This is a genomic window from Faecalicatena contorta, from assembly GCF_021531895.1.
Taxonomy (GTDB): domain Bacteria; phylum Bacillota; class Clostridia; order Lachnospirales; family Lachnospiraceae; genus JAFBIX01.
This window is the reverse complement of sequence record NZ_JAFBIX010000004.1, coordinates 21,878-36,233: the sequence shown is the minus strand read 5'-3', so window position 1 is coordinate 36,233 and position 14,356 is coordinate 21,878. Positions and strand designations below refer to the sequence as shown.

At 40.8% G+C, this 14,356-nt stretch carries 13 protein-coding genes and 1 riboswitch; of the genes, 3 read left to right on the top strand and 10 right to left on the bottom strand.

The window, feature by feature from the left end; all coding sequences use genetic code 11:
* Positions 1-10: 10 nt before the first annotated feature.
* The 10 genes from grdC to purF form a co-directional block, all read right to left on the bottom strand.
* Positions 11-1,549 carry a glycine/sarcosine/betaine reductase complex component C subunit beta gene (gene grdC, locus JQM81_RS01955; protein WP_235231849.1) on the bottom strand — a complete coding sequence of 513 codons (1,539 nt, stop codon included), beginning with the start codon at positions 1,547-1,549 and terminating at the stop codon, positions 11-13.
* 102 nt (positions 1,550-1,651) lie between these two features.
* On the bottom strand, positions 1,652-2,113 hold the full coding sequence (grdA, locus tag JQM81_RS01950) for a glycine/sarcosine/betaine reductase complex selenoprotein A (protein WP_235231848.1): 462 nt from the start codon (positions 2,111-2,113) through the stop codon (positions 1,652-1,654).
* Between the two features lie 60 nt (positions 2,114-2,173).
* Entirely contained in the window at positions 2,174-2,491 is a 318-nt protein-coding gene (trxA, locus tag JQM81_RS01945) for a thioredoxin TrxA (RefSeq protein ID WP_235231847.1), read from the bottom strand.
* 117 nt (positions 2,492-2,608) lie between these two features.
* The gene (gene trxB / locus JQM81_RS01940) at positions 2,609-3,553 is read right to left on the bottom strand and encodes a thioredoxin-disulfide reductase (RefSeq protein ID WP_235231846.1); all 945 of its coding nucleotides are present in this window, start codon (positions 3,551-3,553) and stop codon (positions 2,609-2,611) included.
* Positions 3,554-3,585: 32 nt separating this feature from the next.
* Positions 3,586-4,896 carry a glycine reductase complex selenoprotein B gene (gene grdB, locus JQM81_RS01935; RefSeq protein WP_235231845.1) on the bottom strand — a complete coding sequence of 437 codons (1,311 nt, stop codon included), beginning with the start codon at positions 4,894-4,896 and terminating at the stop codon, positions 3,586-3,588.
* Positions 4,897-4,913: 17 nt separating this feature from the next.
* Positions 4,914-6,194, bottom strand: a complete 1,281-nt coding sequence (locus JQM81_RS01930; RefSeq protein WP_235231844.1) for a glycine/sarcosine/betaine reductase component B subunit — start codon at positions 6,192-6,194, stop codon at positions 4,914-4,916.
* A gap of 72 nt (positions 6,195-6,266) precedes the next feature.
* Positions 6,267-6,653: a GrdX family protein gene (locus JQM81_RS01925; RefSeq protein WP_235231843.1), complete on the bottom strand. Its 387-nt coding sequence runs from the start codon at positions 6,651-6,653 to the stop codon at positions 6,267-6,269.
* Positions 6,654-6,830: 177 nt separating this feature from the next.
* Positions 6,831-6,942, bottom strand: a riboswitch (glycine riboswitch).
* A gap of 272 nt (positions 6,943-7,214) precedes the next feature.
* Positions 7,215-8,579 (bottom strand): alanine/glycine:cation symporter family protein, encoded by a 1,365-nt coding sequence (locus JQM81_RS01920; RefSeq protein WP_235231842.1) that lies wholly within the window; start codon positions 8,577-8,579, stop codon positions 7,215-7,217.
* 235 nt (positions 8,580-8,814) lie between these two features.
* Positions 8,815-10,248 carry an adenylosuccinate lyase gene (purB, locus tag JQM81_RS01915; RefSeq protein WP_235231841.1) on the bottom strand — a complete coding sequence of 478 codons (1,434 nt, stop codon included), beginning with the start codon at positions 10,246-10,248 and terminating at the stop codon, positions 8,815-8,817.
* A gap of 39 nt (positions 10,249-10,287) precedes the next feature.
* A complete protein-coding gene (gene purF, locus JQM81_RS01910; RefSeq protein ID WP_235231840.1) occupies positions 10,288-11,715 on the bottom strand; it encodes an amidophosphoribosyltransferase in 1,428 nt (475 codons plus the stop codon).
* A gap of 209 nt (positions 11,716-11,924) precedes the next feature.
* Between purF and JQM81_RS01905 the strand changes: the two genes are divergently transcribed.
* From JQM81_RS01905 to JQM81_RS01895, 3 genes are all read left to right on the top strand, one after another.
* Entirely contained in the window at positions 11,925-12,740 is an 816-nt protein-coding gene (locus JQM81_RS01905) for a transporter substrate-binding domain-containing protein (RefSeq protein ID WP_235231839.1), read from the top strand.
* A gap of 97 nt (positions 12,741-12,837) precedes the next feature.
* Positions 12,838-13,524 carry an amino acid ABC transporter permease gene (locus tag JQM81_RS01900; protein WP_235231838.1) on the top strand — a complete coding sequence of 229 codons (687 nt, stop codon included), beginning with the start codon at positions 12,838-12,840 and terminating at the stop codon, positions 13,522-13,524.
* Positions 13,525-13,539: 15 nt separating this feature from the next.
* Positions 13,540-14,325, top strand: a complete 786-nt coding sequence (locus JQM81_RS01895; protein WP_235231837.1) for an amino acid ABC transporter ATP-binding protein — start codon at positions 13,540-13,542, stop codon at positions 14,323-14,325.
* The last annotated feature ends 31 nt before the right edge of the window (positions 14,326-14,356 follow it).

Sequence of the window (14,356 nt, the reverse complement as noted above, 5' to 3'; positions counted from 1 at the left end):
CAAAGCCCCCCTATTCTGCCATCAGGGTAGCTGCAAAGTCTTTCATTGCTTTTGCGATCAGTCCCTTAACCTCTTCTTCGGATACACCTGCAGCAGCTTCTTCTTCTGCCTTTGTATTTCCGTGAATTACGAAGGATACACCGTCAAATAAGTTTGTCATACGTCCAAGGAACAGACTTCCTTTTCCGATGATCATTGCATTCTTAATCTTTCCTTCCAGAATATCTTCACGTGCAAATCCTACATATGGTACTCCTGAAGGAATATGACCCTGGGTAGGAGCCCATCCGGTAAGACCGTGGTCTTTTGTAAAGGATGCCAGTTCTTTTCTGTCAAGCTCGCCTCTCTTTACTGCCAAAGCTGCGATCATCTTGTAGTTTGCAAGCGGAACATCTCCTGCTCCTGCCGGTTTTGTGATGTCCGGATTCTGCATCTCTGGTGAGAATTTATCGATATCTGTAATCTTCATTCCAACTCTGTCAAGTGGATCAGCTACCAGACTTCCGATTACGTTCTGTGGTGCGGAACCTGTTCCAACACTGTGACGTCCAAGCATTCCAAGGTCAATCTCTGGGTTTACACCATCATTTTCAGAAATGACAACTGCAAATCCTCCCAGGCAGTCCTCAAGGATCGGAAGGCCTTTCTTCACATGGTCTTTTCCATTCATACCAAGTTTTGCTGTACATCCGCCAGCAGTAACTACTACCGTCTTGTATGCACCGGATTTTACAAGTGCTGCTGCTTCAATCAATGCATGCGTCGGAGCTGCACAGAATCCTCTTGCATCAGAACCTGTTGCATTCACAAGACCTGCAACTTCAGCTGCAGCCTTTGCAAAGTTACCGCCACCGCGCTGATTCATATCACCACATGCCTCTTCCGCACAGTCGATTACATACTCTACATCTGCTTTGTCAATTCCTGCATTACGTACTGCATAGAGAAGTGCCAGTACACTGGATGCCTTGCTCATCAGGTTCTCATGCATTACGTGTGATGACAAGTTCACATCGATATCATGAGCAGGCTTGACACATCCAACCAGTTTGTTTTCAAAATATAATGCTTCTGCATGGTCATCATTAATCAATGCTTCGATCTCTGCAATCTCCACACCTTCCTCAATCTTCTCTACGATATCATCAGAGATGATCGGGTCTGCTGCAAATGCATCTTTATATTTTGCAACGAATTCTTTGTCGAGTTTTACAACTTCGAACATATCACATGCCTGAACAAGGAACAGGAATTCTTCCTCTGGCATGATCTCGCCATATTTTCCGTAGCGCTCTGCGCCTTCTTTTTTCTTATCATAATATGGGAACTCTACCTCAGCCAGCTCATCCGGATGTACATTTCCAATATATGTCTGGTTTGGCCAGTAAGAAACTGCATCCTCATAAGAGCGGAGATGTCCTGGAAGTTCTTTTAAGTATTCAGACTCTGGATTTACGATTCTCTCTGTTGTCTGAGTTGTTCCGTTATATAAAACCATATCAGGAGTATGTGCCAATACGTAGCTTGCTCCTTTGATTACACTATTCATGGGTTTTCCACCTTTCTTTTTTCTTGCTTTGACGAAATTCATAGAAAAAAGAGGCAGTACCCTAGTGGGTACACACCGGGTCTGCCCCTTTTTAAGCATCGATTAAGCCTGTTCTCTGATAGCTTCCATCTCACTAACGATGTCGTCTACGTCAAGAACCATTTCCATCATACCAACCTGCTCGTCATATACTGCTTCATCAAATTCTTCTTTGATTTCAGGTTCACATACGTGATATACCGTGAGTCCAAGCTGGACCCCTGTCAATGGACCTGCAAAAGTAGGATCGCCTAATGTTACAGTCTCAGCTGCAAGACCTGCAGCTTCGCCTTCAGCTGCTCCAAGAACTACTACTAAGTTCTCTGCGCCGTATTCTTCAGCGAATTCCTTTACTCTCTTCTGATTCTCTAAGTCCATTGCGCCTGCGCTCGTTCAGACGAAACATTCCGTTGATGAAAATACGATCTCAGCACCAGCAGTCTTTACGCATTCAGCGATAGCTGGTCCCGGAATTCCATCACGGTCTCCGATAATTATTGCTTTTTTCCCTTCTAAAATAGCCATAATTATGCTTTCTCCTTTCTTAAGTGGTAAAAAACATGTTATATGATCAAGAAATATCTCTTAGATATATTTCTGAATCATCGCTTCAATACTTTCCGGTGTTGCTTCTTCCTTTACAACTTCGTCGATCTTCTCTCCGTCTTTGTAAATAGCCATAACCGGAAGGCCAAGAATCTTCTGACTGATTGCCAGACGACGTGCCTTTGTTGTGTTCAGAGATGTGAATTTTAATTTATCTCCATATGTTTCAGCAAACTCGTGTACCTTTGGCATCAGAGCCTGGCATGGAACACATCCATCTCCATAAAAATCTACAAATACATAACCTTCTGCCTCTAATACTTCAGCCTGAAAGTTTGTCTTATCCAAATCTAACATTGGTATCATCCTCCTTTTATTATGTTGCTTTTTATATAACCCGGAAGAACCAAAAGGCATCACTTTATGACCATGCGCCGCTTCGCACCGCGATTTACTTTTCTCCGGCTATATAATCTAGAAGTAATCAGACATGCTTCTTTCTACCTGAACAGCTGCGATTGCTCCATCAGCTGCTGCAGTTACAACCTGTCTTAAACTCTTGACACGAACATCACCTGCTGCATATACACCTGGGATGTTTGTATGCATATCAGCATCCGTCTTGATATATCCGCGTTCATCCATGTCAATGATTCCTTCGAATGGTTTGGTATTCGGAACAGTACCGATAAATCCAAACACACCGAACATTCCGTCTTCTTCATCAGCTTCTACTGTAGTGATCTCGCCAGTCTTTACATTCTTTACTTTCATCCACTGAAGGATATCATCTCCTCCAACTTCTTCAACTACAGAATCCCACATAAAGTTAAGTTTTGGATTCTTGAATGCTTTTTCCTGAATAGATTTTGCAGCACGAAGTTCATTACGTCTGTGAATAATCGTAACTTTTCTTGCAAATTTTGTAAGATACATAGCTTCTTCTACAGCGGAATCTCCACCACCTACTACATATACTTCAAAATCTTCGAAGAAGTTTGCATCACATGTGGCGCAATAGGAAACACCTTTTCCTGTGAATTCAGCTTCACCTTTACATCCGATCGGACGTGCATGAGCACCGGTAGCAATGATTACATTTCTTCCTTTGTACTCTTCTTTTGCGCTCTTCAGGACTTTGATCTCGCCCTCAAGCTCCACTTCTTTGATTGTATCAGACACACGCTCTGCTCCAAATTTTGCAGCCTGCTCTGTCATTCTTGCAATCAAGGATGGACCTGATTCGCCTTCTACGATCTGTCCCGGATAGTTTTCTATCTCATCTGTAATTGCAATCTGTCCGCCATCCTGACCTTTTTCAATAATCAGAACAGAAAGACGGCTTCTTCCTGCATACAGTCCTGCTGCTAAACCAGCAGGACCTGCACCCAGGACAATAACATCATAAATCTTATCCATTTTTGTTATTCTCCTTTAATATAAGGTAACACCTATTCGAAAATTGTCTGATCGTCTACTTCTGTTGTAAGAGCATTCAAAGCTTTTTCAACAATACGACGACGAAGTGCTTTTTCCTCATCTTTATCCAGTGCTGGATTTCCAAGAGGATGTGGAATTGCGATAGCCGGAACGATTCTGTTCGCACCAACTGTCATAGAAATAGGAGTTACTGTACAGATATGTACAACCGGGATACCAGCTCTCTCTATCTCTTTAACCATCGTTGCACCGCAACGAGTACAGGTACCTCAAGTAGAGGTAAGGATTACTGCGTCTACACCGTCAGCCAGTAATTTCTGAGAAAATTCTGCTGCAAATGCTTTTGCTGAAGCAACGGCTGTACCATTTCCTGTTGTTGTGTAGAACAGGTGATGCAGTTCTCCAATAATTCCTTCTTTTTCCATGTCACGAAGTACATCAACCGGCAATACACGGTCAGAGTCTTCGTTTGCATATACTGGGTCATATCCACCATGAGCAGTTTCATATGTCTCTTCGGTAAGATCCATAACACCAGCGATATCATACTCACCATAGTGAGATGCACTTGAACTTTCAATATGATCTGGATTTCCTTTTGGTACAATACCACCAGAAGTAACCAGAGCGATCTTAGCATGAGCAAGATCTTTTACTGCCGGATTCGGAGCTACTCTATCGAAGTCAGGCATTGGATATTCTGTAACAAACGGTTTGTCAGCCAATTTCTTGATAAGCATCTTAACAGCTCTCTGAGATCCTCTTTCTTTTTCAAAGAAGTTCACACGAACGCCGTTTGGAATATATCCTTCTTCACAAGAAGCGCCAATCGGCTCACCTTTTCCAACTTTTAATGCAAGAGGAGCTAATTTTTTAATAGCATCTCTCATACCTGCTGCACTGTTCTTTGTAGATACAATATATACCTTATCTTTGAACATATCAGCACCTGGATTTTCAACATACATACCAGTTACAGCCGGAATTCCAAGTTCTTCCTGAACTGCTGCTGCGATAGTTCCGCAAGCAACACCATAACGTCCAGCGTTAAATGCAGGACCAGCAACGAATACATCTGGATTCTGCTCTTTTACCATAGCGAGGATATCAGCTTTTGCTTTATCAAGGTTCTCATTAAAGTAAGAGTCACCACAAACGATTGTAGCAATAATCTCTGCTTCATCCCCAAAATTCTGTGTCAATGCCATACCCGGTCCAACGATCTCGCCAACACGAATCTCAGCCGGATAATCTGCTTTCTCTTCTCCACCAATCTGTGCAAAGAACTGATTGATGTAATGAACAACTTTTAATTTAGCCATTATATTATCCTCCCTTCCTATCTTGCGCTCAGCTTATTGAAACCGGTCTCATTAGTTGCACCTGTGAGTACCTGAAGCTCAACTTCCAGAGATCCATCTTCGCGAAGTGTCTCCTCACTTGCTCCAGCAATCTTGGTTACATAATCCAAAGTTCCAATTACTTTATCAAGTTTTGGCAGGATAATTACCTGGTTTGCATTTCCGCCAGTTACTACTGCATCTGCAGCTGCATCAGCATCAGCCAATGACTGAGACTTTCCATCACGTCCAGCATATTCATCTGTAATGATTACAGTTTTAACGCCTTCAGCTTCGATCTTCTTACAGTTCATGATAAGGTCTGTATCTGGGTTACCAAATCCTTCCTGAGATACAATAACGCCATCCAGATCCAACATCTTACACAGCTTAGCTGTCCAATCAGAAGAACGCTGTTTATCTGCCAGGTATACATTTTCATTTGTGATGATCTGGCATACAAAGTTTAATGTTTTTCCGTGCTGCTCAAACAAATCATGTACAACTGGATTGTTCAAGTGTACATATGTAGGGTTTTTATCACAAGCAGACACACAGTTACCAGATACGATTGCACCGTCCATAATCTCTGTTGGGCTTAAAATTGTAGGAACGATTTTCTTTGCATCCACACCATATACATATGTGTCATGTAATAATCCCTGACTCTGAAGCATCTGAACATATGCAACTCTTGGAAGATCTGGATATTTTTCCATACCTTCTTTAATTGTGCATGTCTCATATACTTTTGTCTCATCAGGTGTCAAGTCACGAGCTAATTCCCCAATATAAACTGCAACTCTGAATCCTGCGAAACGAACAGCCTTCTCATAATCATGCTGTTTGATTCCATCAACCGGTTCACATACCATTACCAGGTTCAAGGTCTTTGAGAAAGGTGTATAGTCAGCTCCCGGACCTGTCATATCAATGATACCTTCCTGGAAACCAACGATCTTACCTGCTGTTACTACAGCCATTCCTTTTAATGCATAAGTTTTTCCTTCACCAACTGTATCAACCTTAGAGATAACGCCCGGGAAGATTCCCCCTCTTCCTTCAACTTTAACTCTTGGTTCGATTACGTCTTTAACTGGTGTAATTCTTACTGACTCACCTGGTTTTGCAATGTCAAATGATACGCTCTTAATCTTCTCATCCTCAAGAGCGACAGCCTTAACGGCTTCTTCGGATACATAAAGGATTCCGTCTTCAATCTTAGACTCAGCTGCGAACTGAATATCCTTAATGTAAATGTGTCCCATTTCTAATCTCACTTGTAGTTCCCTCCTTCAAGAAATTTGATATTATTGTGTAAGCTTTAACGCTTTTACAACCTCACTTATGACCTACCACGCATCAGCCGATGCCATTCCACTTTCCAGCAAGGTCCAGTCAATCAACTGAAAATCGTCATATACCGAAGCTTTATATTTGTCTGATTTAAACTCAAACTTCTGGCACGCTTGTATGGCGTTTTCAATCAACGTGAGAGACCTCTCGTCGATCTCCCCCTTTCCCTCCGTAATCATTATGGATTTGTATGGTGTTTCATTAGGCTTCACGCTCCCCGACAATGGGTGCGTCAGAAGCAAATGACCTTCATGGATTCTGTCTCTAACTTCTTTTAGAATCTCTTCGTAAGAAATCTCCTTGTATTCTACGTTGTGCGTCTCCTTAAGCTTATCAAAAACCAGTGGATTATTCGTTATAATGATGTATTTCTTTTGATTCACGTTCCACTTTCTCCTTTCAGTCAATCTGCCAGCCTATATGAAAACTCATACTAAATGCATAGCAATTAAAAAAGGACGATTCAAACACAACCATGTGCGTAATCGTCCTTTTCTGTCTTTTGCCCTGATAATGTATTCCTTTAAAGCTTTATCATACAGCACAAGATTCAGAATGTGGTACATTCTCCAGTCCTTTTGCCTGAAAGTTTCGCCTCATATATATTCACCACTTTATATAAGGTTTGCCTCTTCGGCGGTCAAAAACCTGACTCTCTCTTGGAAAATATCATCCCACTCTTATTTTTTATGTATAGACATTTTCAATATATTCTCATTCAAAATCCGACGTGATTTATCGAATTCCTGAATATATTCAATTGCCTATATCTATAATAGCGTATTGTTATTTTTTTTGCAACCGCTATCTTAAAATTAAATTATTTTATGCACATTGCACTAATATTTATTTCTATTTTTGTTGATTTTGCCCTTTGCATTTATTGAAACTTTCTATTCTTCTCAGCAAAAATCTTCATTACTTTCTATAGAAATAACGAATAGTTATTTGTTCTTTTTATTTTTAAAGTAATCATTATGTACTTCTTTAATCACTCCGCTAAGTGCAAACAACGCAAGAATGTTCGGAATAACCATCAGAGAATTGAAGCAATCCTGCATTGTCCATACAAGTTCAACCTCTGCTAGTGATCCAAGGAACACGCAAACCGCCACAATCACAGAATACACTTTTACTGCTTTTGCTCCAAACAGATACTTGATATTAGCCTGTCCGAAGAAATACCATCCAAGGATAGTAGAAAACGCAAAGAACAGCATACATACAGCAATAAAGATATCTCCGCCTTTTCCATATAATGTTGAGAATGCATACTGGCTTAACTCTGCTCCGGTAAGTCCAGTCGGAATAGAATGTGTTGTAATAATTACGAGAGCTGTCAGGTTCAGAATTACGAATGTATCAATAAACACACCAATCATAGCCACAAATCCCTGCTCTACCGGATGATCTACTTTCGCCACTGCATGAGCATGAGGTGTAGAACCCATACCAGCCTCATTAGAGAACAAACCTCTTGCAACACCCTTTGTAAGTGCGAGCTTGATCGTTGCACCTGCCGCACCACCGACAACCGCAGACGGTGCAAACGCACCTACAATAATAGATTTGAACGCATAAGGAATCTCTTTAAAATTATAGATAATGACAATCAATGAACCTATAATATAAAGTGCTGCCATAGCCGGAACAATCATCTCAGTAATCTTAGCAATACGTCCCATGCCTCCAACAAACACAAACAGAGCTACAACTGCAAGAATAGCACCCATAACCCATTTTGGGATTCCAAATGCTGTATTCCATGCTGCCGCAATAGAATTGGACTGCACAGCATTACCCATGAAGCCAAGTGCAAGAACAATCAGGATTGCAAATGCCCCTGCAAGGAACTTACCAAATGGTCCTTGAAATGCTGCACGAATATAGTAAACAGGACCACCTGTCACAACTCCGTCATCACCAATCTTCTTATATTTCTGTGCCATAATTGCCTCTGCATAGATTGTTGCCATTCCAAGGAATGCCGCAATCCACATCCAGAAGATCGCTCCTGGTCCACCGACTGCAAGTGCTGTTGCCGCACCAGCAATGTTACCAGTACCTACCTGAGCTGCAATAGCTGTAGCCAGTGCCTGGAAAGAAGACATACCATCATTTCCCGCCTCGCCTTTTTTGCTGAAAAGTCCACCAAACGTTCTTCTCATTCCTTCGCCGAAGCCCTTTACCTGAATGAAACCAAGTTTCACAGTAAACCAGATACCGCCACCAAGAAGTGCTACGATCAGAATGTAGTTTGAAAGATAACTGCCAATAGTTGAAAAAATGTTATTTAATGCTGCCTCCACAACATGACCCCCTTCATTGTATTGATATTTTGAATAACATTATTCGATGTGTCTATAATATCACTCACCCATTTTTTCTTCAATAATTGCAGAGAATTTTGAAGAATTTTCGTCACTTTTGCCATTTTATGACTTTTAATCAGTCAATACAAAAAAGAAAAATGGCGCAAACACGCCGTTTACGCCATTTAAGATTTTTCAAAAAAAACACTTGATTTTTTATTTTTTGGTAATATTAAACATTGATTTCCGCAGTCATGCCAAGGACATCCTTATTGGCATCCAGAACTGGTTTCACAACATTTTCAAGGAACGCTTCTACCTGCACAGATGCACGGCCTGTATATTTTGCCGGATCCATAGTTTTCTTCAGCTCATCCAATGTCAGATTGAATGCCGGATCAGCTGCAATCAGTTCAAGAAGATTATTATCCAGCCCTTTTTCTTTCACATTACGGCCTGCTTCCATTGACAACTCACGAATTCTTTCATGAAGTTCCTGTCTGTCACCGCCAGCTTTCACAGCATCCATCATAATATTCTCTGTTGCCATAAACGGGAGTTCGGACATAAGTCGTTTCTCAATCACCTTTGGATATACCACCAAACCATCTACTACATTCAGACACAGGTCAAGAATACCATCAATTGCAAGGAAACCTTCCGGTACACTGAGACGCTTATTAGCAGAATCATCCAAAGTTCTTTCAAACCATTGTGTCGCAGAAGTGATAGCCGGATTCAGTGCATCAATCATAACATATCTCGACAATGAAGCAATTCTTTCACTCCTCATTGGATTTCTCTTATACGCCATCGCGGAAGATCCTATCTGTGTCTTCTCAAATGGTTCTTCCACTTCTTTCAAATGCTGAAGAAGTCGAATATCATTCGAGAACTTGTGTGCACTTGCCGCAATGCCTGCAAGAACGTTTAATACTCTGGTATCTACCTTACGAGAATATGTTTGCCCGGATACTGGATAGCACGCTTTAAATCCCATCTTCTCTGCGATCATCGGATCAATTTTATCAATCGTCTCCTGGTCGCCATCAAACAATTCCAAGAAACTTGCCTGTGTTCCAGTGGTTCCTTTAGAGCCCAGTAATTTAAGACTTCCTTTTACATATTCCAAATCTTCAAGATCCATCATAAACTCTTGCATCCAAAGTGTTGCACGTTTTCCAACAGTTGTCGGCTGAGCCGGCTGAAAATGCGTAAATGCCAGAGTCGGAAGGTTCTTATATTCATCAGCAAATTTTGCAAGTTCTGCTATTACATTAATCAGCTTTGTTCTCACCAATTCCAAAGCATCAGACATTAAAATGACATCTGTATTATCGCCAACATAACAAGAAGTGGCACCCAAATGAATGATTCCCTTTGCTTTAGGACACTGCTGTCCATACGCATAAACATGCGACATAACATCATGACGCACAATTTTCTCTCTTTCTTTTGCTACATCATAGTTGATATCATCTGCATGAGCTTTTAATTCTTCAATCTGTTCTTCTGTAATTGGCAGTCCCAATTCCTTTTCTGTTTCTGCAAGAGCGATCCAAAGTCGTCTCCATGTTCTGAACTTTTTATCTGGCGAAAAGATGTATTGCATCTCCTTACTAGCATAACGCTCAGAAAGCGGGCTTTGATATCTGTCATTACTCATAATCTGATTCTCCTTTTCTTTTTCCTTGTTACAGATCTACTACTCAAATGCCAGGGAAACATCTTTCCCCGGTACTTTTACTGGATATTTGCCGGTAAAACAAGCATCACAATAGCTCAGATTTCCTACCATATCCTTTAATTTGTCAATCTCCATATATCCCAGTGAATCCGCCCCTATCATCTCACGAATCTGTTCTGTCGTATGTGAATGGGCAATCAGCTGTTCATTAGATGGTACATCGGTACCAAAATAGCAAGGATACAAGAATGGCGGCGAACTGATTCTGACATGAACTTCTTTCGCCCCTGCTTTCTTCAACATTTTAATAATATTGGCACTGGTAGTTCCTCTTACAATAGAATCATCTACCATAACAATTCTTTTCCCCTTGACTACTTCTTCGATAACATTCAGCTTGATTTTGACACTGCTGACTCTCTCACTTTGTTTTGGTTTAATAAAAGTCCTGCCGACATAACTGTTTTTATGAAATGCCATTCCGTAGGGAATTCCAGACTGTTCCGAATATCCTTTTGCAGCTACCAGACCAGAATCTGGCACACCAACTACCAGATCCGCATCCACAGGATAAGACTCTGCCAATGCTTTTCCCGCAACAATTCTCGAATGATAAACATTTACGCCATCCATACAGCTATCTGTTCTGGCAAAATAAATATATTCAAAGATACATCTTGCCTGTTTCGCAGGATGAATTGCCATCGACATGTCGGATTTGATTCCTTTTTTCGTAATGCTTACGATTTCACCCGGTTCCACATCTCTGACAAATTCGGCCCCAACTGCCGCAATCGCGCAACTTTCAGAAGCCAAAAAATAAGTATTATCTCTTTTCCCGATACAAAGAGGCTTGAAACCATATGGATCTCTTGCACCAATCATCTTTCTCGGAGAACTTACTACCAATGCATAAGCACCTTCTATTTTTTTCATGGCCTTTTTTACTGCATCTTCGGCATTCTTCGTCTTCAGACGTTCTCTTGCAATATGATATGCAATCACTTCAGAATCAATCGTTGTCTGGAAAATAGCCCCCGTATATTCCAATTCATGCCGAAGTTCCACTGCATTCGTCAAATTACCATTATGTGCAATCACCAAAGTTCCTTTTACATAATTCAAAACCAGCGGCATAGCATTCTCTGCCCTTGTACCTCCAGCTGTTGAATAGCGGACATGACCAACCCCAAGATTACCATGTAATGCTTCCAATGCTTCGGCATCAAAAACATCATTTACCAGACCAAGTCCTTTTTTAAAATGTACTTTTCTTTCCCCATAAGTATCCGTCACAGCAATACCACAGCTTTCCTGTCCTCTGTGCTGCAACGCAAAAAGCCCATAGTATACATCAGAAGCAACATCGCTTCCGTCCATATCATAGGCTCCAAAAACTCCACATTCCTCTCCCATACCTGTCGTAACTTTTTCAAAGTTATCCATGAATGTAAGCTCCTTACTTATTCTTTTTTTATACCCAAATCATACAAAGTACTGTATCAATGCACTTGACATGCAATACCAGTATAATACAAGGCGTTCAGAAAAGCAATCTCTCTTCTTTAAAAATCCTGTTGACTTTAGTCTGCTAACTTGATAATATTGTAACGTAAAAGAAATATAATTTAACAATAATATTGAGGAGATGTACTATGAAAAAATTTATTGCATTCACGTTATCATTAATCATGGTTCTGTCCTTGGCAGCTTGTGGTTCTTCTGATTCTAAAGAAGACAGCAAGGAGTCAACAGAAAGCCAGAGCGATTCTGATTACGTAAAAGAAAAGGGAACATTGGTCGTAGGTATTACAAATTTTGAACCAATGGATTACAAAGAAGAAGGCAGCGATGAATGGGTTGGTTTTGATGCTGACATGGCAAAAGCATTTGCAGACAGCCTTGGAGTTGATGTTGAATTTGTTGAAATCGACTGGGATAACAAGATTATGGAGCTTGATGGCAAGACCATTGACTGCGTATGGAACGGTATGACATTAACAGATGAAGTTACAAGTGCAATGGAATGCTCCAATGCATACTGCAAAAACGCACAGGTTGTTGTAGTTCCTTCTGATAAGGCAGATCAATATCAGGATACCGACAGTCTTGCTGATCTCGCTTTCGCAGTTGAGACAGGAAGTGCCGGTGAAGAAGAAGTTAGTGCTCTGAATCTTGAGTATACAGCAGTTGCATCTCAGGCAGATGCTCTGATGGAAGTATCTGCAGGAACATCTGATGCTGCTGTTATCGATTTACTTATGGCAGCTGCTATGATCGGAGAAGGAACAAGTTACGAATCCTTAACCCATACAGTAGAACTGAACAGTGAAGAATACGGTGTTGGTTTCCGTAAAGGATCTGATCTGGCAGAAGCACTGAATGAATTCTTCGCTTCCAGCTATGCAGATGGCAGCATGATGGAATGTGCTGAGAAATATGGTGTAAAGGATGCCATTCTTGAACAATAATCAAAATAATAATGTAATGTATATTCATAGAGGGCGGTTTTCCCCGCTCTCTATTTTTCACTAGAATCATTACACAAAGAGAAAGCAGGATAATCCTATGGAACATATAATGGAACAAATGCCGGTTGTCATCAACTCACTAAACATCGGCTTTTTACAAACTTTAAAACTTTTCTTTGTAACATTGATCGGGGCATTTCCTCTGGGTCTGATTATTTCTTTTGGCTCTATGTCCCATTTTAAACCTTTGAGTTATCTTACAAAGTTGATTGTCTGGATCGTACGTGGTACTCCACTTATGATTCAGTTGCTTATAATTTATTATTTTCCTGGACTTGTATTACACAATCCAATCTGGGGCAGTGGTGAAACCGGCCGTTTTCTCGCTGCATCCGTTTCTTTCATTATAAACTATGCTTGTTATTTTTCCGAAATATATCGCGGCGGTATACAAGGTGTTCCTGTAGGCCAGGAAGAAGCCGGTCTTGTACTTGGAATGACTAAAACTCAGATTTTCTTCAAAGTAAAGTTATTACAGATGATCAAACATATTGTTCCGCCAATGTCCAATGAAATCATTACTTTGGTAAAAGACACTTCACTGGCCCGAATCATTGCATTGCAAGAGATCATCTGGGCTGGCCAGGCCTTTATGAAAGGCTCACAGGGAATTTCTGGTGTTATTTGGCCATTGTTCTTCACAGCTGTCTACTATCTGATTTTCAACGGCGTTCTTACTGTTTTGCTTGGGCGTCTGGAAAAGAAACTAGACTATTTTAGATAAAAGGGAGGTCATACAATGGCTATTTTAGAAGTTGAACATATTTGCAAATCTTTTAATAACACAGAAGTATTGAAGGACATCAGTTTTTCTCTGGAAAAGGGGCAAGTCGTATCCATCATTGGTTCATCCGGCAGCGGTAAGACCACTCTTCTGCGTTGTCTGAACTTTTTAGAACAACCAGACAAAGGTATTATCCGTGTAAATGGAGAAACATTATTTGACTATGCGGATCCATCTACACAAAAAGAAACCGCAATTCGAAAAAAACGGCTTCATTTTGGTCTTGTTTTTCAGTCATTCAATCTCTTTCCACAGTACACTGCTCTGGAAAATGTTATGCTGGCCAAAGAATTATTAGCCAAAGAGCAGCCTGATTACAAAGCAAAGAAAAAGGAAATCCACGAAGAGATCAAATCACAGGCCGAGAACCTTCTCATTCAAATGGGTCTGGAAAATCGTATGGATAATTATCCTCATCAATTGTCCGGAGGACAATGCCAGCGTGTCGCAATTGCCCGCGCATTAGCACTTCAGCCTGATATTCTCTGCTTTGATGAACCAACTTCCGCACTGGATCCAGAGCTTACCGGAGAGGTATTGAAAGTAATCAAAGAACTTGCAGACAAGAACACTACAATGATTATTGTCACACATGAAATGGCATTTGCAAGAGATGTTGCCAATCAGGTGATTTTCATGGACGATGGATACATTCTCGAACAGGGAGATCCTTACGAAGTATTCGAACACCCTAAAGAAGAACGTACAAAACAATTCCTGTCTCGATTTACACAAGGATAACACAACAGGCACCTTTTTCAGGTGCCTGTAA

Excerpts from the sequence above, each read along its gene's own strand:
- grdC (WP_235231849.1), bottom strand. The coding sequence starts at position 1,549 with ATGAATAGTGTAATCAAAGGAGCAAGCTACGTATTGGCACATACTCCT.
- trxA (WP_235231847.1), bottom strand. The coding sequence starts at position 2,491 with ATGTTAGATTTGGATAAGACAAACTTTCAGGCTGAAGTATTAGAGGCA.
- trxB (WP_235231846.1), bottom strand. The coding sequence starts at position 3,553 with ATGGATAAGATTTATGATGTTATTGTCCTGGGTGCAGGTCCTGCTGGT.
- purB (WP_235231841.1), bottom strand. The coding sequence starts at position 10,248 with ATGAGTAATGACAGATATCAAAGCCCGCTTTCTGAGCGTTATGCTAGT.
- purF (WP_235231840.1), bottom strand. The coding sequence starts at position 11,715 with ATGGATAACTTTGAAAAAGTTACGACAGGTATGGGAGAGGAATGTGGA.
- JQM81_RS01905 (WP_235231839.1), top strand. The coding sequence starts at position 11,925 with ATGAAAAAATTTATTGCATTCACGTTATCATTAATCATGGTTCTGTCC.
- JQM81_RS01900 (WP_235231838.1), top strand. The coding sequence starts at position 12,838 with ATGGAACATATAATGGAACAAATGCCGGTTGTCATCAACTCACTAAAC.
- JQM81_RS01895 (WP_235231837.1), top strand. The coding sequence starts at position 13,540 with ATGGCTATTTTAGAAGTTGAACATATTTGCAAATCTTTTAATAACACA.